At 47.5% G+C, this 25,197-nt stretch carries 25 protein-coding genes; 20 read left to right on the forward strand and 5 right to left on the reverse strand.

Going from position 1 to position 25,197, the window contains the following annotated elements:
• Positions 1-2: 2 nt before the first annotated feature.
• Positions 3-887 carry a carbohydrate ABC transporter permease gene (locus RUW00_RS12420; protein ID WP_280144605.1) on the forward strand — a complete coding sequence of 295 codons (885 nt, stop codon included), beginning with the start codon at positions 3-5 and terminating at the stop codon, positions 885-887.
• 13 nt (positions 888-900) lie between these two features.
• Entirely contained in the window at positions 901-1,755 is an 855-nt protein-coding gene (locus RUW00_RS12425; protein WP_103526640.1) for a PfkB family carbohydrate kinase, read from the forward strand.
• A gap of 24 nt (positions 1,756-1,779) precedes the next feature.
• Here the strand turns inward: RUW00_RS12425 and frlR are convergent, their stop codons facing one another.
• Positions 1,780-2,508 carry a transcriptional regulator FrlR gene (frlR, locus tag RUW00_RS12430; protein ID WP_012118372.1) on the reverse strand — a complete coding sequence of 243 codons (729 nt, stop codon included), beginning with the start codon at positions 2,506-2,508 and terminating at the stop codon, positions 1,780-1,782.
• Between the two features lie 155 nt (positions 2,509-2,663).
• Here frlR and RUW00_RS12435 point away from each other — a divergent pair, with 155 nt between their 5' ends.
• Positions 2,664-3,770, forward strand: a complete 1,107-nt coding sequence (locus RUW00_RS12435; RefSeq protein ID WP_280144604.1) for an ABC transporter ATP-binding protein — start codon at positions 2,664-2,666, stop codon at positions 3,768-3,770.
• Between the two features lie 49 nt (positions 3,771-3,819).
• Here RUW00_RS12435 and RUW00_RS12440 read toward each other — a convergent pair whose 3' ends face one another.
• A complete protein-coding gene (locus RUW00_RS12440; protein WP_007410107.1) occupies positions 3,820-4,689 on the reverse strand; it encodes an endonuclease I family protein in 870 nt (289 codons plus the stop codon).
• Between the two features lie 195 nt (positions 4,690-4,884).
• Between RUW00_RS12440 and allC the strand changes: the two genes are divergently transcribed.
• From allC to RUW00_RS12475, 6 genes are all read left to right on the forward strand, one after another.
• Entirely contained in the window at positions 4,885-6,126 is a 1,242-nt protein-coding gene (allC, locus tag RUW00_RS12445; RefSeq protein ID WP_280144603.1) for an allantoate deiminase, read from the forward strand.
• Positions 6,127-6,186: 60 nt separating this feature from the next.
• On the forward strand, positions 6,187-7,398 hold the full coding sequence (locus RUW00_RS12450) for a pyridoxal-phosphate-dependent aminotransferase family protein (RefSeq protein WP_396334719.1): 1,212 nt from the start codon (positions 6,187-6,189) through the stop codon (positions 7,396-7,398).
• Between the two features lie 121 nt (positions 7,399-7,519).
• Positions 7,520-8,716 (forward strand): MFS transporter, encoded by a 1,197-nt coding sequence (locus RUW00_RS12455; RefSeq protein ID WP_094296266.1) that lies wholly within the window; start codon positions 7,520-7,522, stop codon positions 8,714-8,716.
• 57 nt (positions 8,717-8,773) lie between these two features.
• Entirely contained in the window at positions 8,774-9,907 is a 1,134-nt protein-coding gene (locus tag RUW00_RS12460) for a hypothetical protein (protein WP_280144601.1), read from the forward strand.
• 439 nt (positions 9,908-10,346) lie between these two features.
• Positions 10,347-11,477 (forward strand): response regulator aspartate phosphatase, encoded by a 1,131-nt coding sequence (locus RUW00_RS12470; protein WP_110124335.1) that lies wholly within the window; start codon positions 10,347-10,349, stop codon positions 11,475-11,477.
• A 134-nt stretch (positions 11,478-11,611) separates the two neighbouring features.
• On the forward strand, positions 11,612-11,743 hold the full coding sequence (locus RUW00_RS12475; RefSeq protein WP_021494572.1) for a hypothetical protein: 132 nt from the start codon (positions 11,612-11,614) through the stop codon (positions 11,741-11,743).
• 186 nt (positions 11,744-11,929) lie between these two features.
• Here RUW00_RS12475 and RUW00_RS12480 read toward each other — a convergent pair whose 3' ends face one another.
• On the reverse strand, positions 11,930-13,525 hold the full coding sequence (locus tag RUW00_RS12480; protein WP_280144600.1) for a PucR family transcriptional regulator: 1,596 nt from the start codon (positions 13,523-13,525) through the stop codon (positions 11,930-11,932).
• Positions 13,526-13,704: 179 nt separating this feature from the next.
• Between RUW00_RS12480 and RUW00_RS12485 the strand changes: the two genes are divergently transcribed.
• The 6 genes from RUW00_RS12485 (at position 13,705) to yunB (ending at position 19,511) form a co-directional block, all read left to right on the forward strand.
• Entirely contained in the window at positions 13,705-15,069 is a 1,365-nt protein-coding gene (locus RUW00_RS12485) for an allantoinase (RefSeq protein ID WP_280144599.1), read from the forward strand.
• 72 nt (positions 15,070-15,141) lie between these two features.
• A complete protein-coding gene (locus RUW00_RS12490) occupies positions 15,142-15,495 on the forward strand; it encodes a YunG family protein (protein ID WP_007408736.1) in 354 nt (117 codons plus the stop codon).
• Positions 15,496-15,521: 26 nt separating this feature from the next.
• Positions 15,522-16,373 carry a DUF72 domain-containing protein gene (locus tag RUW00_RS12495; protein WP_014418802.1) on the forward strand — a complete coding sequence of 284 codons (852 nt, stop codon included), beginning with the start codon at positions 15,522-15,524 and terminating at the stop codon, positions 16,371-16,373.
• A gap of 19 nt (positions 16,374-16,392) precedes the next feature.
• Positions 16,393-17,214 carry a sulfite exporter TauE/SafE family protein gene (locus tag RUW00_RS12500; protein ID WP_007613562.1) on the forward strand — a complete coding sequence of 274 codons (822 nt, stop codon included), beginning with the start codon at positions 16,393-16,395 and terminating at the stop codon, positions 17,212-17,214.
• 17 nt (positions 17,215-17,231) lie between these two features.
• Positions 17,232-18,626, forward strand: a complete 1,395-nt coding sequence (locus RUW00_RS12505; protein ID WP_315956624.1) for a bifunctional metallophosphatase/5'-nucleotidase — start codon at positions 17,232-17,234, stop codon at positions 18,624-18,626.
• Positions 18,627-18,752: 126 nt separating this feature from the next.
• A complete protein-coding gene (yunB, locus tag RUW00_RS12510) occupies positions 18,753-19,511 on the forward strand; it encodes a sporulation protein YunB (protein WP_280144598.1) in 759 nt (252 codons plus the stop codon).
• Between the two features lie 37 nt (positions 19,512-19,548).
• Here the strand turns inward: yunB and lytH are convergent, their stop codons facing one another.
• A complete protein-coding gene (gene lytH, locus RUW00_RS12515) occupies positions 19,549-20,526 on the reverse strand; it encodes an L-Ala--D-Glu endopeptidase (RefSeq protein WP_280144597.1) in 978 nt (325 codons plus the stop codon).
• A gap of 202 nt (positions 20,527-20,728) precedes the next feature.
• On the opposite strand from lytH, the gene lipA reads away from it, so the two are divergent.
• From lipA to RUW00_RS12535, 4 genes are all read left to right on the forward strand, one after another.
• Positions 20,729-21,625, forward strand: a complete 897-nt coding sequence (gene lipA / locus RUW00_RS12520; RefSeq protein WP_003151923.1) for a lipoyl synthase — start codon at positions 20,729-20,731, stop codon at positions 21,623-21,625.
• A gap of 217 nt (positions 21,626-21,842) precedes the next feature.
• Positions 21,843-22,118 carry a YutD family protein gene (locus RUW00_RS12525; protein WP_003151928.1) on the forward strand — a complete coding sequence of 92 codons (276 nt, stop codon included), beginning with the start codon at positions 21,843-21,845 and terminating at the stop codon, positions 22,116-22,118.
• A 25-nt stretch (positions 22,119-22,143) separates the two neighbouring features.
• Positions 22,144-22,578, forward strand: coding sequence for a DUF86 domain-containing protein (locus RUW00_RS12530; protein WP_280144596.1), 435 nt, complete (start codon positions 22,144-22,146; stop codon positions 22,576-22,578).
• Positions 22,579-22,611: 33 nt separating this feature from the next.
• A complete protein-coding gene (locus RUW00_RS12535) occupies positions 22,612-23,382 on the forward strand; it encodes a TIGR01457 family HAD-type hydrolase (protein ID WP_007613557.1) in 771 nt (256 codons plus the stop codon).
• Between the two features lie 26 nt (positions 23,383-23,408).
• Here the strand turns inward: RUW00_RS12535 and RUW00_RS12540 are convergent, their stop codons facing one another.
• Positions 23,409-23,909 carry a phosphatidylglycerophosphatase A family protein gene (locus RUW00_RS12540; RefSeq protein WP_315956625.1) on the reverse strand — a complete coding sequence of 167 codons (501 nt, stop codon included), beginning with the start codon at positions 23,907-23,909 and terminating at the stop codon, positions 23,409-23,411.
• A 153-nt stretch (positions 23,910-24,062) separates the two neighbouring features.
• Between RUW00_RS12540 and cotNH the strand changes: the two genes are divergently transcribed.
• Complete coding sequence (gene cotNH, locus RUW00_RS12545; RefSeq protein ID WP_029973819.1) at positions 24,063-25,079, forward strand: spore coat-associated protein CotNH; 1,017 nt, start codon at positions 24,063-24,065, stop codon at positions 25,077-25,079.
• Positions 25,080-25,197: the final 118 nt, after the last annotated feature.

The following is a 25,197-nucleotide window of genomic DNA, read 5'->3' on the forward strand; positions in this document are numbered from 1 at the left end:
CGATGCTTCCTGAAAAGACAGACTTGCGTCATGCCCGTCAGGCCGTCAGAACAGGCGGAAAACTAAGAAAATGGTATGTCGGGGAAACGTCTGTGTGGCTGTTTCTCTTTATCTACCTCATTGCCGTTGCTTATCCGCTGTTATGGATGGCGGTCAGCGCCTTTAAAAGCTCGGATGAGATTTTTGAGCACAGCTGGTCGCTGCCCTCTGTCTGGCATCCCGAAAACTTCGTATCCGCATGGAACCAAGGGATTTCCGCTTATTTTATGAACAGCGTCATTGTGACCGTGCTGACTTGTCTCATCACCGTATTTGTGAGCGCCTGGGCGGCATACGGGCTGGCCCGTTTTCAATTTAAAGGAAAAGGGTTTGTGCTGATCATTTGTCTTGGCGGCTTGATGCTGACGCCGCAGGTCAGTCTTGTGCCGCTGTACTCCATTATCCAGTCATTGGGACTGTACAATACGTATTGGGCATTGATTCTTCCGTACGCCGCCTATCGTATTCCGTTTACCGTGATTCTGATCCGTTCCTATTTTTTGTCGATTTCCAAAGAGCTTGAGGAAGCTGCCTATCTGGATGGATGTACAAGTTTCGGAATATTTTTCAGAATATTCTTACCTATGAGTGTGCCGATTCTTGTGACATCAGGCATTTTGACGGCTTACCATACATGGAATGAGTTTATGTTTGCGATTATTTTTATCGATGATGAAAATTTACGGACGATTCCGGCCGGGCTGATGCAGTTCAGAGATGCCCTGCAGACGGATTGGGGCGTGCTGCTGGCCGGGCTGACGATTTCTGCTGCTCCGATCATCGCGCTGTTTTTATTGATGCAGAGATATTTTATCCGCGGCATTGCAGCGGGAAGCGTGAAAGGATAAGGAGGATGAAAAGATGAAACTGATAGCGGCCGGAGATAATGTAGTAGATTATTATCAGGATCAGGAGACGTTTTACCCGGGCGGAAATGCGTTAAACGTAGCCGTGCTTGCCCGGCGCTTAGGCCACGAAACTTCTTATATCGGGATTCTCGGCAGTGATGAAGCGGCGGATCACGTATTGAATGTGCTGAAATTGGAAAAGGTGAATGCCGATCTGATCCGCCGGGCATACGGAGAAAACGGGATGGCGGTCGTCACGCTTGATGAAAGAGGGGACAGGATATTTGCCGGATCAAATAAAGGCGGCGTGCAATCGCGTCTGACGCTCGCTTTTCAGGATAATGACATCTCATTTATCGCCGGACATGATCTGCTGCATACGAGCGTATACAGCAGGATAGAACGTGACCTTCCGATGCTGAGCGGCCATGTGCCGATTTCCTTTGACTTCTCTGTAAAACGTGACGAAGCCTATTTAGAAGCGGTCTGTCCGTACGTGACGTATGCGTTTTTTTCCGGGAGTGATTTGAGTGAAAGTGAATGTGTGCGGCTTGCCGAAAAAGCCCGCGGTTTCGGAGCGAAAATCGTCTGTCTGACAAGGGGGGAATATGGCGCGGTGTTATCGGATGGGGAACGCGTCTATCATCAGCCGGTGGTAAGAGCTGATATAATAGATACATTGGGCGCGGGTGATTCATTTATCGCCGGGTTTCTTACCGATTTCTTCGAGCATCAGGATATTCGGCGAGCGCTTACTGCGGCCGCCGGGACGGCTGCCAAAACATGCGGAGGGTTCGGAGCGTTCGGTTACGGGCATCCCTACAGGCCGGGCGGCGGGAAAAGCAGTGAAAAAACGAGAATACGATAAGCATTGTCTCGTTTTTTATACTTGTTACGCATAGGGACTGTTAATGGTAAACGTGACGCGGTCGGTATGCATTAAAAACAGCGAGCTGTATATCGGCTGGTCTTTTGACATAAAAGCGGTTTTGTCAATTTCAAAAAGCGCATCCCCGATATCACAAGCCAGATAGCGGCTTTCTTCCTGCTTGGCGTATACGACATTTAACAGCTTCGTATTATGGGTGGGCACCACCTGATAGTGCTGTTTCAAAATGTCATGCATCGACACGCCGCCTTTAATATGCTTGCCGATGTCGGGAAATAAACTGAGCGGATAGTGGGCGATTTCGAATGAGAGCGGCTGGTCGTCGTGAAATAAAATGCGTTTTAATTCAAGAACGGGACTTTCGGAAGCGACGCGAAGTTTTTGGGCGATGGATTTAGGCGCTTCAATGATTTCATGAGAAAGGATCTGGTGTTTCGGTTTTTTCCCCGTTGATTCCATAAATTCAGAGTAGCCGTTGACCGCGATGAGCTCCCGCTTCAGTTTAGGGCTTTTAACGAACGTTCCCTTTCCCTGCTGCCGGACGAGCCAGCCTTCTTCCACAAGATCAAGGATGGCCTTCCTGACCGTTATGCGGCTCACGTTGTACGTTTCGCACAGCTCATTTTCAGTCGGCAGTTTTACGGACGGCGAATAAACGCCCTTCTTGATATCGTCCGCGATAATTTGTTTCAGCTGAATATATAAAGGTTTCGAGCTCCCGTTATTTAACAATGGGACGGACCTCCTTTGTCAAGTAGTAGTACTATTATATGTATTATGACGTTATAATACAAATTTGCTTTTCATTTATGAATCTGTCAGAAACCCCGAACATTTTTAACATAACAGAAAGATGTGGCGGTTTCCAGTATTGGAGGAGGTTTCGAATGGCATCATTAACATTTGACCATATCAAAAAAACATACGGCGCCCAATCGGCGGCAGTGAAGGATTTTCACTTAGATGTAAAGGATGAGGAGCTGCTGGTGCTTGTCGGTCCCTCCGGCTGCGGCAAATCTACGACACTCAGAATGATTGCCGGACTGGAGAGCATTTCTGAGGGGAAGCTTTATATCGACGGAGACGCGGTAAACGATCTGCCCCCGAAGGATCGTGATATCGCGATGGTTTTTCAGAATTACGCGCTGTATCCCCACATGACGGTGTTTGATAATATGGCGTTCGGTTTGAAGCTCAGAAAGCTGCCGAAAAAAGAAATCGCAGAGCGAGTCCGGACGGCCGCTGATATTTTGGAAATCGGGCATCTGCTCAAGCGGAAACCGAAGGCTCTCTCAGGCGGGCAGCGGCAGCGGGTTGCGCTCGGCCGGTCGATCGTGCGGGAGCCGAAAGTGTTTCTGATGGACGAGCCGCTTTCCAACTTAGATGCGAAATTGCGAGTGACGATGCGCGCCGAAATCAGCAAGCTCCATCAGCGTTTGAAAGCGACCATCGTTTATGTGACGCATGATCAGACGGAAGCGATGACAATGGGCGACCGGATTGTCGTGATGAATGAAGGAGATATTCAGCAGGCCGCAAGCCCCCATGAGATTTATCATTATCCGGCGAATATGTTTGTGGCGGGTTTTATCGGTTCTCCGAGTATGAATTTTATAAAAGGCGTCATTGAAGAAAGTCACGGGCAATGGTATTTTGCCGGTTCGTCCGTTCGTCTGCCCATTCCGAAAGAAAAAGCGGCCGTTCTTGTGCAGAAAGGATACAGCGGTAAGGAGATGATTGCGGGGCTGCGTCCGGAGCATTTGACGCTTGCCGGACAATCAGAGCACCCGCCTGAAGCGGCGTGCCGCGCTGTGGCGGAAGTATGTGAAAACTTAGGCGCGGAGATGTACGTTCATGCGGTGAGCGGAGGTGACCGCATGACGATCCGTCTTGACGGCGCTTCACAGGTGAAACCCGGCGATGCCATTCTGCTTGCGGTCAATATGAACCGGGCCGTCTTTTTTGATGCCGACACTAAAAACGCCGTATATTGAAAAAGGGAGCCTGATGATCGGGGCTCCCTTATCACTTCTTATGATACGATTACCAGATTTCGTCCGCCCATTCCGGATGGTCGATAAACGGATTGCGGTTATGCTGATAGTCTTCGTAAATGATTTCGTTCCGCCGTTTTTCCTTACTGTCGACGGGGTCTTGTTGATTCCATTTGAGCAAAACGGACAGTTTTCCCATGTAAGGAGCTGAGCCGTTTCCGGTTTTATCATTCAGCTCAAGGTCGGGATACCCGTCGTCTCCTTCATAACGCACCGCCATGTAAAACAGCATGCGGGCGACATCTCCTTTGACCTCATCGCGCGGTTCCCAGGAATCACCGTCGTAATAATTGCCCGGCGCTTTCGGGTATTCTGAGCCGCCGTTATCAAAATCCATGTTTCCTCTGGCGCTGTTCACCTGGACGTCTGCAGGGCGCAGATGATGAATGTCCGTCCCGGGGCCGGCAGCTGTTCCGAAGTTTCCGTGTGACTTTGCCCATACGTGTTCACGGTTCCAGTCCCCGACGCTGCCGCCGTTTTTACTTTTGGCCCGTGATTCCTGGGTGTAGAGCAAGATGACATTGTTCGGATTTGCCGGATCTTCGTCAGTTTCCTTCAATGCATTCCATACTTGGCTGTAAGACAGCTTTGTATGTCCGCTGATGATGCGGTGCAGGGCGCTTTTTAAGGCCGTTCCGCTTTTTCCGGAAGCTTCTTTGTAATATGTGTCCGTATCCGCAGACGGAGTGATGACAGCTGAGGCAGTTTGCGGAAAAAGAGTTGTGCCGCCGGCAGTTGAAACCGCCATTCGGCTGTACAGATTCGTGTCAGCCGGCGCGCCCGCAGAGGCTGACGGCGCGGCCCATCCAAAAATGAAAAACAGGCAGACAATCGGCAGAAACCAAAGTTTTTTTGTCATGACTTGCCCTCCTTTACCTCTATTATCCAAAAAATAAATCTAATATTCTATCTTTTTTGAAAAATGGTTCCTTCGGCTTATTGGTCAAAGTATCCGGAAAATCATTGATTTTTTGGAAGATATGATAATGAACTCGTTATGCGCTCCTTCTATAATGAAGATCATCTTGTCGGCAGTTTAAAAAGGAGGGCGTGTATGGAACACCAGCAGCTTTCGGCGGCGAATATCGGGATTTCCGATGATATACAATGGCTGTCTCAATTCGGCGCTTCCGCTTCCGGCGGAGTGACGAGGCTTTTATATACGAAAGAATGGATGGACGCCCAGCTTGCCGTCAAAAAGAAAATGGAGGCGTTCGGGCTGGAAACGGCATTTGACGATGTCGGTAACGTATTCGGCCGGCTGAATGGCACAGAATCGCCTGATGAGGTGATTCTGACCGGGTCGCATATTGACACTGTTATTGACGGCGGCAAATATGACGGTGCGTTCGGCGTGCTGGCGGGCATGCTGGCGATCCGGCATTTGCATGAGACGTGCGGGCGTCCGAAAAAAACGCTGGAGGCTGTGTCGCTCTGTGAAGAGGAAGGGAGCCGTTTTCCCATCACCTATTGGGGCTCAGGCAATATCACCGGTGCTTTCTCGCTTTCAGATGCGGAAACGCCGAAAGACGTATCCGGCATTTCTCTGAAAGAAGCCATGAGGCAGAACGGCTTCGGTGCAGGCCGTTATCCAGCACCGCTGCGCACTGATATCAAAGCCTTTCTGGAAATTCATATTGAACAGGGGCAAACGCTTGAACGATCAGGAAAGGATATCGGGATTGTCACCGGGATTGCCGGACAGAGACGCTATACCGTTACGCTTGACGGTGAATGCAACCATGCCGGCACCACTTCGATGAAATGGCGGAAAGACCCGCTCGCGGCGGGAAGCAGCATCATCCACGAACTGATGCTTTCAGCGGAAAGACAGCCGGAAGAGCTCCGCCTGACGTGCGGGAAAATGACGGTTGAACCGAATATGGCGAATGTCATTCCGAGCCGTATCCAGTTTTCCGTTGATATTCGCCACCGGCAGGAAGACGTGCTGGCAGCCTTCCATCAGAAACTGGTATCGATTGTTGAAAACATCAGCCGCAGCAAAGGAGTCAGACCTGTTATTGATGAATATATGAGGATAGAGCCGGTTCAAATGAATCAGAAACTGACGCGAACCGCAGCAGAGGCTGCAAAAGAGCAGGGGGCGGACCCGGAGAAGATCGTAAGCGGAGCGGGACATGACGCCCAGATGCTCGGCAAAACCTTTCCGGCCTGCATGCTGTTTGTGCCGAGCCGTGGCGGGATCAGCCACTCGCCGCTTGAATTCACACCCGCACATCAGCTTGAAACCGGCGTCCTTACGCTGGCGAATGTATTACATAAACTTGCCTATTAACGTAAAGGGGGAATCGGCGTGCCGACCAGAAAAGAATTGTGCATTCCGCAAAGAACCATTATGACACCGGGACCGACAGAAGCTGAACCGAGAGTGCTGAGGGCGATGGGCGCTCCGATCATCGGCCAGTTTGACCCGGCATTTACCGGCATCATGAACGAAACGATGCAAATGCTCCGTGAATTGTTTCAAACGGAAAACCGCTGGGCCTATCCGATTGACGGCACATCAAGAGCGGGGATTGAGGCTGTTCTCGCAAGTGTGATAGAACCGGGCGACAGTGTGCTCGTTCCGATATACGGACGTTTCGGATATCTGCTGACTGAAATCGCCGAGCGATACGGAGCGGACGTTCATACGATCGAGTGTGAATGGGGAACGGTCTTCCGGCCTGACGAGATTATCAGCGAGATGAAAAAGATTTCCCCGAAAATCGTCGCTATGGTGCACGGAGAAACATCAACGGGGCGGATTCACCCGCTGAAAGAAATCGGGGAAGCGTGCCGCGCCCAAGACGCACTCTTTATCGTGGATGCCGTGGCCACGATCGGAGGCTGCGCCGTAAAAACGGATGAATGGAAGATTGACGCAGTCATCGGGGGAACGCAAAAATGCCTATCGGTCCCTTCCGGAATGGCGCCGATTACTTATAATGACCGGACGGCAGCTGTCATTGCCGCGCGTAAAAAGGTAGAACGGGGCATTGCAACGGCGGCTGACGGCAACATGCTGTCCGGTCATCGGCCCATTACGAGCAACTATTTTGATCTGAGCCAGCTCGAAGATTATTGGAGTGAAAGAAGGCTGAATCACCATACAGAAGCGACAGCAATGCTTTATGCGCTGCGGGAAGGTGTGCGTCTTGTCCTGGAAGAAGGACTTGAAGAACGGTTCCGCAGGCATCAGCGTCATGAAAAAGCGCTTACGGCGGGACTTGCAGCGATGGGCCTTGATTTATTCGGCGATCCGGAGGCGAAGCTGCCTGTCGTCACATGTGTGCAGATTCCGCCGGAAGCAGACGGCGAATCGATCAGAAAGATGCTCTTGTCTCAATTCGGAATTGAAATCGCCAGCTCGTTCGGTCCGCTGCAGGGGAAAATTTGGCGAATCGGAACGATGGGCTACAGCTGCAGAAAGGAAAATGTACTGTTTGTGCTGGCCGGACTTGAAGCGGTTCTGATCAGACACGGCGTTGCCGTTAAAGCCGGGGAAGCGCTGCAGGCGGCCCTTAACATATATGATCTGCCGGCTGAAACCGGTGTGCTGTCATGAGACATGAAAACGAGATTGAAATCATCTGGACTTTTTTCCCTTTTCCCCGTTATACTGGATGGTATAAAAAATGACAAATATGGAATGATCATCTGTTTGTCTGGGGAGAAGGTAAGAAATCATGGCGTACATAGGCCGATTGTCAATTTTAATGCTGAATATGTTTATTGCGATGCTTGGAATCGGATTGATTATTCCGATTATGCCCACCTATATTACCGAATTCGGCGCGACGGGGAGCACGATGGGTCTGCTTGTTGCGGCGGCGGGGCTTACACAGCTTTTATTTGCGCCTATTGCCGGGGAAATAACCGACAAATACGGACGGCGGAAACTGATTATTTTCGGCATCGCCGCCTTTGCCGTGTCACAATTGATCTTCGCCTTTGCCGGAAGCCTCTGGCAATTGTTCGCATCCCGCCTTTTGGGCGGAATGGGCGCGGCGTTTTTAATGCCGTCAATGTTCGCTTACATTGCGGATATTACGACCGAAGAAGAACGCGGGAAAGGAATGGGGCTGTTCAGCGCGGCGATGACGCTCGGTGTTGTCATCGGGCCCGGTGTCGGAGGCTATTTGGTTCATTACGGCATGTCTGTGCCGTTCATCGTGTCCGCAAGTCTCGCCTGCTTTTCAACGGTGCTTTCATTTTTCTTTCTGCCCGAAACGCTGGGGCGTGAAAAGCAGCTGGAAGCCCGGGCTAAAACGGAAAAACGTGAGCATCTGTTTAAGCAAATGTCACGCGCGCTCAAATCGCCGTTCGCGTTTATGCTGATTCTGGTTTTTGTGCTGAACTTCGGAATTATGAACTTTGAATCCGTTTTCGGCCTTTACGTTGACCATAAACACGGATTTAAAGCCTCTGATATTGCCTTTATTATTACGGCTGCGGGTCTCATCGGCGTGTTTGTGCAGGCGGTCGGCGTCAGTTATCTCGTCCGCAAGTTCGGGGAAAAACGCGTCATTAACGTGACGTTGATCGGGGCGGCTGCAGGACTTGTGTGGTGCCGGTTTGCTGGTTCATATTGGACTGTTTTTGCCGCGGCAATCTTTTTCCTTACGCTGACATCGCTGCTCCGGCCGGCGGTTAATACGATGCTGTCGAAGCTCGCCGGTGACCAGCAGGGGTTTGCCGGCGGGATGAACACCTCATTCATCAGCTTAGCGAATATCGCCGGACCGTCAGCCGCCGGTTTTCTCTTTGATGTAAATATGGAATTTCCGTATATGCTGGGAGCGGCCATTCTCGCCATCAGTTTTCTGGCCGCGCTTGGCTGGGGCAAAAAGACACAGACCCGGCCGTTCACGCAGCAAGGATAAGAATCAAAAGCCTCCGGATATCCGGAGGCTTTTTACTATCTCATAGGGAGGAAAAAAATGAATAGACTTAAAACCCTGTTTATTTTCATGTGTATACTGATCGTCACAACCTCTTGCGGTCTCATCCCAACTGGGAATGAAAAAGAGGAAAGAAGCAGCAATCAAAAGACTGTATTAAAGGATATTGACAATGCGAGTTTTATTGTTGGTTTTTCCAACACTTTAGATAGGGGAAGTGAGATTGGGGTTTACAGTGAAGATGGTACTAAAATGGATAGCTTGGAATTGAAAGATGGCATAAATTTCACGATATCTTCACATAACAAAAACGATACGTACTTCTCATCAAATAGAAGCAATAATCACTTGATGATAGACAATAAAACCGGAACAATAAACAAAATAAATGAAAAGAGTTTGTCAAAAACAACTGAGGATGAAGGTGCTTTCTTTATAAGAAGTTCTGACGGTTATATCATCCATGACATTAACGTTGGATATACAGACAAAGGGCTGGAGAGTGAATTGGTATATTGGAAGGAAAACAGCCGAAAAAACAAGAAACAAATAAAGCTTGACGGAGAACTTGGATCAGCAATCGTCGCTAAAAATAAAATTTATGTCATTTCAAGTGATGAAGAAAGTATGTCCATCCTTTCAATTAACCCAGAGACAAATAAGCAAGAGAACAAGGCATCCATACCGAATAAAGGGATATACTTCATGGATGAAAAGGATGCATTCCAAGCTCTAGATGAAAATACATTTGTACTGGCAGTTAATGATAACGTGAATGAGAAAGAGAATTCTAAGCTCATATTAATAGACAAAGAGACGCTAAAGGTGAAAAAAGAAGTCGAGATGGAGAAAGGGTTTCATCCTGCAAAATTGAAAATAGTAAAAGATCAGGTTCTAGCCGTTTCTTTTGATGGGAAGCTGCAGGTGTTTGATAAAAAAATGGTTAAGAAAAAATCTTTTGATTTTTATGCTGGGGATGATAACAAATTAATGAATGATGTTCAATTCACTGACAGAGAGATGTATGTTTTAATCAAAAACTTTGATATCCAGCGCGATAACAAGCTTGGAGACATCACGTCTTATGATTGGAAATCAGGCAAAAAGGTAAAAACAATCCCGCTAAAAGCAAACAAAGAGTGGGAAATTGCACGTTTTGAAATTTTAAAATAAGTTTAGGTGATTAGATCAGCTCCAGTTCATTCTGCATATATTTACTCATCATTACCAGGAGGTTCCAGCATGGTTCAGTGTACGCTGTATAGGACAATAAGGATCATTGAAGGGATGGTTTGACATGAATAGTATCAGGTACATATTGTATTTTGTGATTTCTTTCGTTTTACAGCTTCTCTGGTTCTTCTTAGTAAAAGAAAATTCTAATGCAACTATACTGGACATGTTGATGATGTCTCTATTATTCACATTATTTATGTTCATCTTAGATAAATTTCTCAAAAAAAAGCAGGCTGCATAAGGCCTGCTTTTTTTGTTGTAGACTTAAAACTCAAACTAAGATTTATGATCAAGACGAATGAAATTTTGCGGTTTTATTGCGGATATACATAATTTTGGAAATGTTAGAATATGATATAAAAGGAGGAGTGGCCTTGTGAGTTCTGTTTTACCATCATCGGAGGTTGGCGTTAAGATTAATGAATGGTACAAAATGATACGTCAGTTCAGTGTTCCGGATGCGGAGATTTTGAAAGCGGAAGTGGAACAAGAAATAAATGAGATGGAAGAAGACGAGTATCTACTGATTTACTACACCCTCATGAAATTCCGCCATCAGCTTATGCTGGATTATTTAGAACCGGTGACTACCCGCGTGAGACCGACAATTGACGAGCTGCTGGAAAAAATCGAAGCATCAAATAAAGGAATTTCCGGCCTGCTGTTCTATTATTCTTTATTTTTCCGCGGCATGTATGAATTTGATCAAAAGCAGTATGTAAAGGCGATCGGCTTTTATAAAGAGGCTGAAAAACAACTCGTTCATGTGCATGATGAAATTGAGAGAGCGGAGTTTCATTTTAAACTGGCTGAAGCATATTACGGTATGAAACAAAGCCACGTCTCCATGCATCACGTAAAGCAAGCGCTCGATATTTACGATCAGTATGAGTTGTATAAGGTCCGGAAAATTCAATGTCTATTTGTCATATCAGGGAACTATGTAGACTTTAAACGTTATGAAAAAAGCTTGCCGCATTTAGAGAAAGCTTTAGAGTTGTCGAAACAAGTAAACAATAATGAAAGGCTGCTCAGTTCTGCTTATTACAACATAGGAAAGAATTACGGAGACTTAGAAGAATACAATAAAGCTGAAATCTACTTAAAAAAAGCAGCGGAGATATCTGAGAAGTATAAATTGGGTAACCTTCCGCATTCCTTGTTTACATACGCAAAGCTTCTATTTAAACAAGGGAAAACAAGCGAGGCGATTCAAATCAGCAAAAAGGGACTTTCATCAGCGATATTTCAAGGAGATAAGCTGTTTGAATCTCTGCAAAAATATTTGGAGGCTTTATATATTAATGCAATAGACCAAATGGGAATTAAAAAAACAATTGATTACCTTGAGAAAAATAAAAACTATTCGTATGTAGAAGATATTGCTCTTGATACGGCTGCTGTTTATGCAGAGTCAAAGCAATATGACAAATCTTATTTTTATCATCAAAAAATGATTCAAACGCAAAAACAAATTCAGAGGGGAGAATGCCTGTATGAATTTTAGAAAAGGCGTATTTATCATTGTGTCGGCTGTCGTTTTAATGTCAGGGGTCGGTCTAGCAACATCGGCTGTTTCACTTGATGGATCATATCAAGTTTCGTCTGATCGTAATCAAACCTAAGAAGGAGAGTGCCAGTATGAATTTTAAAAAAAGCATTTTCATCGTCCTGGGTCTGTCATTGACTTTAGTATGTGGGTTGGGTATGAACTCAGTAGAAAAACAAGCACAAGATACAATCAAAGTAGCTTCAGATCGCCTTCAAACTTGAACGACTTACGCCTTTTCTTCGGAAAGGCTTTTTTAGTTTAGATTAGAGTCTGCTGAAAATCATAACTAACGGCTGATGATATCAGTGGAAGCAGATTTTGATAGCAGCATTTTGAGAATGTAGCTGAATGAATCCCCCTTAAATAGGATGCGGGAGAACACCCGCATCCTTGTCTCTGGCGATTCCTTAACCGATCAGCCGCTGCATTCTCAGCGCGAGCCGCAGGCGCATCGTCGTTTCCGGATCTTTTAAGCTTTTGCCGAGCAGTTCCTCGCATTTTTCTAAACGATAGATCACCGTATTTCGATGGACGTACAGGCGCTTAGCCGTTTCTGAAATCTGGCAGTGGGTCTCCAGATAAACAGACAGCGTATGAAGCAGGCTCTGGTCCTCCTTTTGCCGGTCGGCCAGGCTTTGGAGGGTGGCTTCGTAAAACTTTTTCACATCTTCCGCGGGAAGCAGGCGGAGCAGCTCCGGCACGTCTTTGGCATGATAGATTTGAATAAACTCCGCGCTTCTGGACAAATGCCCGGATGAAATGGCGTCTGAAGCTTCGGTAAAAGCGTCAGGGACGTCGATCAGCTTTTGGCATATGTTTGAGATGCCGAAGGAGACAGTCCGTTTAAACTGCGTCCGGACCTGCTTTTGAAACTGCTCCAAAAAGCTGATGACAGACGCGTGCATTTCATTCCAGCTGTCTGTCGCTTCAATTAAAAGAATACCGACATTTCCTTTAATAAAGAGATGAGGGGGAAACGGAAAGGATGACAGCTCCCCTTCAAGCAGATCAAATACATGATCGGAAACGAGCTGATTTTCGGTAAAGCTGATCGTTTTCTCATTTCGGTCGAGTTTTCCGCAAATGCACATGTATTTCTGATCCCAGCGGAGCCGGAATTCTTTGGCGCGGCTTTTGATTTCTTCATGGCCGGTAAACGAGCGGTCGATGAAATTGCTGAAAAATTCATTGCGCGCCCGTCTGCCGAATTGTTTGACGGCATTTTCTTTCAGCAGTTCAAAGGAAATGACGTTGGCCGCCTGTTCAATTGTCAAAATCATGCCTTTATCAGCGGTCTGCACCAGCTCCGGAATCACCAAATAACCGCAGTTTTTTTCAACGTTCAGAATCGGAAGGACAGAATACGCCTTTTTGTCGGACAGCATGGAAAAGCAGGTGAAATAAGGCCCGGAAAGGGAATAACAGATGTTTTTCAATAAAGACGTGTCAATGGATATGCGGTGGGACGATGATAAGAGTTTTGTATGCTGATCCAGAAGCAGCACGGGATGCCGGAGAATGTCTGAGAGCTTCTTGAGCAGGGATTGAAGCCCCTTGCCGCTCATGATGTGGTTTGTGAATTTTTTATGGGCGTAAATGGCCTGCTGGAGCTCATTTGAACGCATATCAAGAATATGGCTCAGTGTGGCGTTGACGATATCTCCGAGCCTGATGTCTTCCGGCAGCTCAATAATCGGAAATTCATACCGGTCGGCAAGCTCCGCGGCATCTTTCGGAATGACATTAAGATAACGTTTCGTTTTGATCCCCAGTCCCGCGCAGCCCCGTTTTGCCATGAGGCGGATCAAATCTTTCAACAGCTGCGGGCGGTCCTTCAAGTGGTAAGCCGTGGTGACGAGCAATTCGTTTTTATGTAAAAAATCAGCGATGTCCGGCGCATCCATCATGTTGACGTGCTGCACCTCCCTCCAGCCGCCGGACTTGCCTGCGATTAATGCCGCCCGCTCATAAGCGGGAATCTTCATCACATCATAAATGTTCATCAGTCAATCTCCTTTCAGGTTCTAAAGACAACCATTGGTTAATATGAATAAAAATCATCAAAAATTATAGCGGTTTTGCTGATGTATTACGATCATAGTAGCAGTAAACTGGCAATCATAGACGCATGTTGTGATAAAAACTGACAGAAAATCGTCATCCTTACAGGGAGGAAGATAAAATGGCCTATGACGTAATTGTAAAGGGTGCGAAAGCTGTGCGAAAAGGCGGAACAGAGCGGGCTGATATCGCCGTCAAGGACGGGAAAATTGCCTTGATCGGGCCCGGCATTGACGAAAACGCGGAACAAGTGGTGCAGGCGGACGGCATGTATGTGTTTCCGGGAGCGGTCGATTGTCACGTGCATTTCAATGAACCCGGCCGCGAAGAATGGGAAGGCATTGAAACCGGCTCAAACATGCTGGCTGCCGGCGGCTGTACGTCTTATTTTGATATGCCGCTTAACTGCATCCCTTCGACGGTAACTGCTGAAAACCTGCTGGCAAAGGCGGAAATCGCCGAACGGAAGTCAGCGGTTGATTTTGCGCTTTGGGGCGGTTTGATGCCCGGATATACCGAACATATCCGGCCGATGGCAGAAGCGGGGGCAATCGGGTTTAAAGCGTTTCTGTCTAAATCGGGAACGGATGAATTTCAATCAGCCGATGAACGGACTCTTTTAAAGGGAATGAAGGAAATCGCGGCGTGCGGCAAGGTTTTGGCCCTGCACGCAGAAAGCGACGCCCTCACCCGATTCCTTGAAGCCGAGTACGCGCTCCAAGGAAAAATTGATGCCCGCGCTTACGCTTCCTCACGTCCGGAAGAGGCCGAATGCGAGGCTGTGCAGCGGGCGATTGAGTATGCAAGAGCGACGGGATGCGCGCTTCATTTTGTACATATCAGCACGAAACGGGCCGTGCTCTCCATTCAGCAGGCGAAAAAAGACGGATTGGATGTCACCGTTGAAACGTGTCCGCACTACTTATTATTCAGCTTTGAAGACTTCCTCAAAAAAGGGGCGGCCGCCAAATGCGCTCCGCCGCTCCGCTCAGAGGCTGATAAAGAGGAATTGATCGGGGTTTTGGCTGAGGGCCTGATTGATATGGTGTCTTCGGATCATTCTCCCTGTCATCCGTCTTTGAAACGCGAGGATAATATGTTCCTGTCGTGGGGCGGGATCAGCGGAGGCCAATTTACGCTTCTCGGCATGATTCAATTAGCGATCGATCATGGGATTCCGTTTGAACATGTGGCCCGATGGACGGCCGAAGCACCGGCCGAGCGCTTCGGTTTAACGAATAAAGGCCGGCTTGAAGAAGGATTTGACGCTGATTTTGCCATTGTCCGGCCGGAACCTTTTACCGTCACAAAAGAAACGATGTTTTCCAAACATAAGCAAAGCCTGTATGAAGGCCGCACCTTTCCATACCGAATTGCTGCGACCTACAGCAAGGGGCGCTGTGTGTACCAGGATGGCGGTCGTAAGCAGAGCGGGGCATTCGGAACATTCCTGAAGCCTTCTCTAATAAAAGAGCCGATTCTCTGATGAGAATCGGCTTTTTTTGTCGTTTGGAAAGCGGGTCTCGTGGTATCTTTTTATAAAAAGGAGTAAAACACATTGTATGATCAAATCTTGAACATATTAACGGCATCCTGGTCGCGCAAGACTAGTACAAAATGGACGGAAGATTGCCCGGCCAAAGGCCAGTGCGGCGTGACGGCTTTAGTCATCCAAGATGTTTACGGCGGTGACATTCTCAAAACAAAAACCGGCACAAGCTGGCATTTTTATAACCGAATAGACGGGGAGATATATGATTTCACGAGCGGTCAATTTTCAGAGCCGATCGTCTATCAGCACATTCTTTCTTCCAGAGATGAGGCATTTTCGGACACCAATGAACATCAATACCGGTTCCTGAAAAGTGCATTCAGAAAAAACATGGAAACGGAAAGAGAAAAACACCTGTGATAAACTAGAGTGAGAGGTGAAGGATTGTGATTTATATCGGACTGACGGGGTGGGGGGATCATGACAGCATCTATCCGCCTAAAACGGCGGGCCCGCAAAAACTGCAGGCGTATTCCTCCCATTTTCCCATCGTTGAGCTGGACGCGAGCTTTTACGCGATACAGCCCGCCCGCAATAACGAAAGATGGGTCAAAGAGACGCCGGAATCTTTTCAATTTGTCATTAAGGCATATCAAGGAATGACGGGCCATCAGCGCGGCGATATTCCCTTTGAATCGAAGGAAGAAATGTTTGAGGCGTTTAAGCTGTCATTATCGCCGTATATAGAGCATGGAAAGCTTGCCATGGTGCTGTTCCAATTCCCGCCGTGGTTTGACTGCAAGAAAGAAAACGTCGCATATTTAAGATGGTGCAGGCAGCAGATGGGCGATATTCCGTGCGCGCTTGAATTCCGCAACCGGTCTTGGTTTTCCCCGCCATTTTACGAGCAGACGCTTTCCTTTATGAAGGAGGAAGGCTGGATTCACAGCATATGTGACGAGCCGCAAATCGGCGAGGGCAGCATTCCGACCGTCCTGAAAGCAACGGATGAAGAAAAAACGCTTGTCCGTTTTCACGGACGGAACAAACAGGGCTGGATCAAACCAGACGGCGGACAAAACTGGCGTGAGGTCAGATATTTATACCGCTATAACAAACAGGAGCTCAAAGATTGGAAAAACAATCTTCAGGAGCTGAAAAAACAGTCGCGCAATCTGTATGTGCTATTCAACAATAACTCAGGCGGAGACGCCGCCGATAACGGACTTGAGATGCTTGAAATGTTAGATATCTCATATACCGGGCTTGCTCCGAAGCAGCTCGACCTATTCAGCTAGAAAAGAGGTTTCAAGACACATGTCTTATCTTATATTGATCATATTAGGATTTATCGCGGGAACGGTCGGCAGCCTGATCGGGCTTGGGGGAGGAATTATCATCGTGCCGGCGATGCTCTATTTAAGCACGATGACTCCGTTTTTCCATGACGTAACACCGCAGACTGCCATCGGCACGTCCCTTTTGGTGATTATTTTTACGGGCCTGTCATCAACTCTGGCCTATATGAAATATAAAACCGTTGACTACAAAAGCGGACTGATCTTTTTTATCGGTTCCGGCCCGGGAAGCATCATCGGCGCGTATTTGTCTAAACTTTTTAATGCGCATACGTTTTCCGTCTGGTTCGGACTTTTTATGATTTTGATTTCCATTACATTAATGCTGAAGGCGAAAGCAAAACCGGTCAATAAAGCGCATAAAGGCATGATCCGGACATATGAGGATGAATCAGGTGAGCTTTATACATATTCGTACCGTATTTTCACCGGTATCGTGATTGCCTTTTTCGTCGGTTTATTGGGCGGTCTTTTCGGCATTGGCGGCGGCTCTCTTATGGTTCCGGCCATGATGCTGTTATTTTTGTTCCCGCCGAAAGTGGCTGTGGCGACGTCAATGCTCATTATTTTCTTATCCTCCGTGACGGGTTCCGTGTCACATATCGCAGAGGGCCATGTCAATTGGCTGTATGCGCTGTGCCTCGTTCCGGGCGCGTGGTTCGGCGGCAAAATGGGCGCGTGGGTCAATAAGCGGGTGCAGACGAAAACGATCGTGCTTTTCATGCGGGTCGTCTTGATTTTGATCGGCTGTGAATTGATTTATCAAGGGATATTCAGCTAAAAGGTAGGAGAGATGGTATGTTAGAGAAGCTCCGTTTATATCATACGAATGATTTGCACAGCCATTTCGAAAATTGGCCGAAAATCGTACATTATATTGAGCAGAAGAGAAATGAACATGAAAAAGACGGGGAGGAAACACTCGTATTCGACATCGGCGATCATATGGACCGATTCCAAATGATAACGGAAGCGACCTTCGGCAAAGCGAATGTCGACTTGTTAAATCGGCTTGAGATTGATGCGGCTGCCGTCGGGAATAATGAAGGAATTACGCTGCCTCACGATGAGCTGGCGGATTTATATACCCATGCCGCGTTTCCCGTCATTGTGTCCAACCTGTTTGACAAGGACGGACAGCGGCCGGAATGGGCCGAGCCCTACGTGATCAAAACGCTGAAAAACGGGATGACCGCCGGCATACTGGGCGTCACGGTGCCGTATTATCCCGTCTATCAAAAACTAGGCTGGACGGTGACGGATGCGGAAAAAAGCATTCAAGAATCACTTGACGATATCAAGGGCAAAGCGGATATCATCATTCTGCTTTCTCATTTAGGCCTGATCGATGACCGGGCCGCAGCGGAAAAATTTCCCGACATCGATGTCATTCTTGAATCACATACGCACCACCTTCTTGAGGACGGACAGGACATAAACGGTGTATTGCTTGCATGTGCGGAGAAATACGGGAACTATGTCGGCTGTGTCGAGCTGACGATAGAAAGTGAATCACGAACCATTGTCAGCAAACAGGCATCTGTACAGAAAATGGCTGATTGGCACGGGGAATCTGAAGATACGGCGGCTTTTCTGAAAGAGAAAGAACGGGAAGCGGAAAACCTGCTCTCCGAACAAGTCGCCAACCTGAATGAAGAAGCCGGCGTGAAGTGGTTTGAGGAATCGCCGCTCCCGCTTCTATTAGCCGAAGCGCTGAAAAGCTGGTGCGGCTGTGAAGTCAGCATGGTGAATTCAGGCGTCATTTTGGGGCCTTTACAGAAGGGGCCTGTCACAAAGCTTGACCTGCACCGCATCTGCCCTCATCCGATCAATCCGGTGGCCGTTCGTCTTTCAGGCAGGGAACTCCAGGAAACAATCAGCCAGGCCGCCTCGGAACAAATGGAGCAGCTGCGGATAAAAGGTCTCGGCTTCCGCGGGGAAGTGATGGGCAGGATGGTATATGCCGGAGCGGAGGCAGAGGCCGGCATTCTTGAAGACGGTGTGACGCATCTCCTCAATGTGAAAGTGAACGGAGAAGAGATTGATCCGGAGCGGATATACTCGGTTGCCGTTCTCGACATGTTTACACTCGGAAAGCTGTTCCCTTACATCCGCGATTCAAAAGAAAAACAATACTTTATGCCTGAGTTTTTAAGGGATCTGCTCGCCTGGAAGCTCGCGCGGCAGCCGTAATGTCGTATAGCTGCCCGCCGTTCCATCTCATTCGAGTAAAGGTAAGCGGGACTTTTTAAGAGTGAAAATAAAATACTATGTCCCCCCTTACAAGCATACATTGTGATATGTAAGGGGGGATTTTTCTTGCCTAGATACCGGAGCGCTCTTCGCAAGAGAGGGCCTTTGCCTTTTCGGTATGTGCTTCTTCTGTCGTTTGCTTTTTTTATCATATCGACGGTCATCAGCCTCTGGATGATCAACTCCTCAATCAAACCGGTGCTGATGAACATAGGAGAAATGGAAACCAAACGGGTGGCAACAGAGGTCATTACGGAATCCATTGAAGAATACATGTCTCACAGCGACAATGTAAAAGATATGGTCGATATGAAAACGGATGAAAACGGGAAAGTCACAACGATGGATTTTAATACACAAATGGTCAACAGTATGAAGGCGAAAGTGACAAAGCAGCTTCAGGCTCATCTGAAGGAAGCGGAGTCGAACAATAAGCAGCATGAAACGGAAAAAAACGCGAAAACGGCCGATGAAATTATGATTAACATCCCTTTAGGGCAGGTCACGGGAAACAGCATTCTCGGAAATCTGGGGCCGAAAATCCCCGTGCGCTTTAACCTGATCGGCGATGCGTTAACTGATGTGAAAACAAAAATAAAGCCGTACGGCATTAACAATGCCCTGATCGATATCAGCATCTTTGTGGAAATAAAAGTAAAGGTCATTATTCCGTTTGCCAGTAAGACATCAGTCGTGACAAATAATATTCCGGTCTCCATTAAAGCGATTCAAGGAGAGGTGCCGCAGTTTTATAACGGAAGCGGCGGGTCAGGTGTGACGCCTTCCGTCCAGCTGCCGAATGAAAAACAGAAGAAAGATAAATAAAAACACACAGCCGCAATCTTTCCTGGCGGCTGTGTGTTTACTTTTTCCTGCCGATTTCTTTTCGTTCCCATGCCCTTAAATGGGGATACGGGTCAAAAGACCATTCCGATCTGCCGTTATCTTTATACATCCCGTAGTGAAGATGCGGCGGAAATTTTCCCGCGGTGCCCGGCGGTCCGTATCCGGAACTGCCGACAGAGCCGATCACCTCTCCGGGTTTGACGATCTGGCCTTTATGCACACCTTTTGCAAAGCCATTCAGGTGAGCGAAGTAGTGATATGTGTTATTGATATCCCTGATGCCGATTCTCCAGCCGCCGAAACGGTTCCAGCCCTTCATTTCAACAATACCGTAGCAGGTCGATCTGACGGGGAGCCCGTAATGAGCGAACAGATCCGTTCCTTCGTGAATCCGGCGCCCGCCGAAACCCCGTGCGGCGCCCCATGTGCTGCGGTAGCTGTAGTCCGTCTTCACGGGAAGCGGAAAAGCGTGCTCTCCGAGATCAAGGCGGCCGAACGTTTTAAACAGTGTTATGAATTCGGTGATAATGCCGACCGTCTGATCGCGGCGGTAATAATTCCAGAGGCCGATGCGGATATGATCAAGATCCGTTCCGAATCCCGCTAAATACTGTGCAAATGTATAAAGAATGTCCTCATCATTGCTTACCTCGGCTTTTCCGTCGCCGTCGCCGTCCAGGCCGATCCCGTCAAATACTTTAATGCTGAGGGGCGCATCGTCCTTAGGATTTGGATTTTCAGGGCCGCTCCACAAATGATCCGGAATATAAATGCTGATGATTCCCGCTTTTTCCGGCAGATCCTTTCGGTTCGAGCGGACATTTTCTTCATATTGGTCAACCGCCGCAAGCACATACCAAGGAATCTGCGTGACTGCTTCGGCTTTGCGGTACAACTGCATCCGTTCGCCGTAAACAGGAGCCGATTGTTCTTTCCCGCTTGCAGCCGGACAGAAAACTGATAAAAGGAGAAGAGCAGATAACAGAACTTTCACAACATGATCTCCTTTCAGGATTGAATACAAATAGTTTGCGGCAACAATCCGAGAAAATGTAAGTAATTCTCTTCCCTTGTCGAGAAATTTTTCCTATGTTAAAGTGACTATTGAATAGAAATCCGCAAGTTTTATATCCATCGTGAAATAGAAATTTTTCGCACACGAACATGAATAAAGGGATAATGGAGATGATGGGGAAATGGCAAAGAAAGACGAGCATCTGAGAAAGCCGGAATGGCTCAAAATAAAGCTGAACACGAATGAAAACTATACGGGTCTGAAAAAATTAATGCGTGAAAATAATCTGCATACCGTATGTGAAGAAGCAAAATGCCCGAACATCCATGAATGCTGGGCTGTCAGACGTACGGCGACGTTCATGATTCTCGGTTCCGTCTGTACGAGAGCATGCCGCTTCTGCGCTGTAAAAACGGGTCTGCCGACTGAGCTGGATCTGCAGGAACCGGAACGCGTAGCTGATTCCGTCGCGCTGATGAATTTAAAACACGCCGTCATCACGGCCGTAGCGCGTGATGATCAGAAAGACGGCGGAGCAGGCGTCTTTGCGGAAACGGTCCGGGCGATCCGCAGAAAAAGCCCGTTCACGACAATTGAAGTGCTGCCATCCGATATGGGCGGAAATTACGACAACCTGAAAACATTAATGGATACCCGTCCTGATATTCTGAACCACAACATTGAAACCGTCCGCCGCCTGACACCGAGAGTCCGGGCCCGCGCAACATATGACCGTTCTTTGGAATTCTTGCGCCGTGCGAAAGAAATGCAGCCTGACATCCCGACGAAATCAAGCATTATGATCGGTCTCGGCGAAACGAAGGAAGAAATTATTGAAGTGATGGACGACCTGCTTGCGAACAATGTCGACATCATGGCGATCGGCCAATACCTGCAGCCGTCGAAAAAACATTTAAAAGTTCAAAAATATTATCATCCGGACGAATTTGCCGAACTGAAAGAAATCGCGATGCAAAAAGGCTTCAGCCACTGTGAAGCAGGCCCGCTTGTCCGTTCTTCCTACCATGCGGATGAACAAGTGAACGAAGCGTCTAAAAAACGCCAGGCCCAAGCATAAGATAAGCCGAAAAAACCCAAAACGCCGCAGGTTTTGGGTTTTTTGTGATGGAGCCGTTTTTGCAGGGAAAAAGTCATTCTTGAATAAGGATCGTCTGAACCGCTACACTGGATATAAAGAGGAAAAATTCTCCGTCCGTCCGAACCGTCTCATTTTGCAATTGATGGACAGAAGTCAATGAATTATGATAGTAAAGAGTGATAAAAGAGGTGAAGACATGATTCTTATTCAAAATGCCGAGTTTGAACTCGTACACGATTTTAAAAACGGCTTTAATGAAGAAGCGTTCAAAGCCCGCTATTCGGACATATTAAATAAATATGATTACATTGTGGGAGACTGGGGATACAGTCAGCTGCGGCTCAAAGGCTTCTTTGATGACCAGAATCAAAAAGCAACCTTTGAAACGAAAATCAGCACATTGGACGAATACATTTACGAATACTGCAATTTCGGCTGCGCGTATTTTGTTTTAAAACGAATCAGAAAATAATTGATGCAGAAGGGGATGCTGTCACGTGTATTTTGTTGACAGAAATAATATCGAACAAACACTCCGTTTTTTTGAGACCCAGCTGGCGCTGTTTGACAGCACGCCTGCATGGCAGAGCGATATCGAAAAAAGGGCGCTTGAGCGGATCAGCCATCTTATGATCGAATGCATTCTCGATGTCGGAAATGATATGATTGACGGCTTTATCATGCGCGATCCGGGGAGTTATGACGACATCATGGATATTCTGACGGATGAAAAGGTGGTAGCTGAGGATGAAGGAAATAAGCTGAAGCAACTGATCTCTTCCAGAAAGCAGCTTGTACAGGAATATCAGCACGCCGACCATCAGGAGCTGTTAACGCTGATCACGTTAAACAGAGATGTGCTGAAAGCCTTTCCGGCCCGTGTAAGAACCTACCTGGAAACAGAATTAGGGCCTGTTTCCGCATTTAAATAACAACGAGTGAGAAAATCCACAGGAGTGTTGAGTATGAAGGATTATAAAGGATATTTGATAGATTTAGACGGCACAATGTACAACGGGACGGAAAAAATCGAAGAAGCGTGTGAATTTGTGAGAACGCTTAAAGCGCGCGGCATTCCGTATTTATTCGTGACGAACAATTCTTCCCGGACGCCGAAGCAGGTGGCGGACAAGCTGATGAGCTTTGACATTCCGGCATCTGAAGAGCAGGTCTTCACGACGAGCATGGCGACTGCGCAGCATATCGCCCAGCAGAAAAAAGACGCGTCGGTATATGTGATCGGCGAAGAAGGCATCCGTCAGGCCATTGAAGAAAACGGGCTGAGCTTCGGAGAAGAAAACGCGGACTTTGTCGTTGTGGGAATCGACCGCGGCATTACATATGAAAAGTTGGCAACGGGATGCCTTGCGATCAGAAACGGCGCCCGGTTCATTTCAACAAACGGCGACGTCGCCATTCCGACTGAAAGAGGGCTTTTACCAGGGAACGGTTCGCTCACATCCGTTTTGACGGTGTCAACGGGCGTTGAGCCTGTCTTTATCGGCAAGCCTGAATCCATTATTATGGAACAGGCGATGCGTGTGCTCGGAACGGATATTTCCGAAACACTCATGGTCGGCGATAACTATGCCACGGATATTATGGCCGGCATCAATGCGGGCATGGATACGCTGCTGGTTCATACCGGAGTGACAAAGCGTGAGCATATGGCAGATTACGACCAGAAGCCGACATATGCGATTGACTCTTTAACCGAATGGATTGAACATCTATAAAAAAGGGACGGCCATGACGGCCGTCCTTATTCTGTATTTCTGGCGCTGTGAGCAAGCCGGCTTGAAGCCGCTGCTGCGATTGCGCCGACGATATCATCAAGAAACGTATGGCATTCGCCCGTAGATTTATCATTTAACCGCCCGAGAATGCCGGGTTTTTCTTTGTCAATGTAGCCGTAATTCGTAAAGCCGATTGAGCCGTATATATTCACGATAGAGAAGGCGAGCACCTCGTCAACCCCATACAGGCTTTCATCAATCGCCAGAATAGTCTGAAGCGGTTCAGACAGCTTTTTTTGTTCGGCGAGCACATCTAATTCTATTCCCGTTAAAATGGCGTTTTGCACCTCGCGTTTTGCGATGACACGGTCCACATTGAGCCTGCATATCTCCATCGTCAAATCAGGATGATATTTTTTTTGAAGGAAATACACCAGCTCGGCAATATCGTCCGTCTCAACCCCCCGTTCTTTTAAACGCGCCCTGGCGACAGCTTCCACCTGATTCAGTTGTTCCTTTTCTGACATTTGCTTCACCCAATCTTTTTTTACTAGTTTATACAACACTCTTCCGATGTGTACGATGTTTCTCCACTTATTCAAAGGATTACAATATGTATTCATAATTCCGCCGGCGTATGACTACGATGTGAATAGCTCTAATTTTTCAGGCAGGTGATTATGATGAAAAGCATCATTAAAGAAAAGTACGGCATCCACGTCAGACAGCTCTCCGTTTATCAGAAATACCAATGCTTCCAGACGCCAAATTCCTTCTTTCTTATTATTCCCGTCTCCGGGTTTTCGCAATCAGAGCTGACGGAGCTTTACTACATGAGTCAGTATTTACAAGAACAAAGTGACCCATACGTTTCAGTGTTTATCTTTACGAAGGAAGGAGAACTGACCTTTGAGGACGAAGGCAAAACGTATGCGCTCTTAAAAGCGCCGATTCCCGTCTCAAACCGGTCGTTTTCTGTCGGAGGGGAGCTTGCCGAATTTCACAGAAAAGGGCGGGGTTTTCCGTACGAAGTGAAAGAAGCGGGCAGGATCGGCCAATGGAAGGACTTATGGGGAAAACGGGTGGATCAGCTGGAATCATTCTGGATGCAGAAAATTCATATGTCTCCGCTTGAACCGTTCGAAAAGAAAATGATCGAAGCATTTCCTTATTATTCAGGCTTAGCGGAAAACGCCATTCAATATTTAGTGGATACGGAGCTGGATGACAATCCCGGCGCAGAAGACTCGGGGACAATCTGCCATCAGCGGATGGAACGGGATACCTGGTCGGAGGAATCATTGATCCGCATTCCGGGCGATTGGGTATTCGACCATGCCGCCCGTGATATTGCAGAATATATGCGCAGCACATATTTGTATCATCGTGACGACCTGCTCAAAGATGGGTTTTTGTTTCTGCAGGAATATGAGCAAGTTACGCCGTTATCCTCCTTTTCCAAGCGCCTGTTTTACAGCCGCCTGCTGTTTCCGCTCCATTTCTTCGAGACGGTGGAGAGCTATTACATTTCTCATGATTCTGAAAAACAGTTTTACGAAGAGCAGCTTGACTACATTCTTGCCGACTGCACCCGCTATGAACAGTTTTTACAGACATGTCACGACATGATGAATGTCAGGTCGGCACAGGTTTTTGTCCCGCCTGTGGCGTGGCTCGGAAAAGGAATCAGTTCGTAAGAAAATATGACGTAAAAATATTTAGAAAATAGGGAATCTTGTCATATCAGCGTGTTAAGCGTTTTCATAGCCGCAGAAACAATATTCAGCCGCTTGTCAAAACAAATGCGGGCTTATA

The sequence above is a fragment of the Bacillus sp. IS1 genome (assembly GCF_032461585.1).
Classification (GTDB): Bacteria; Bacillota; Bacilli; order Bacillales; family Bacillaceae; genus Bacillus; species Bacillus velezensis.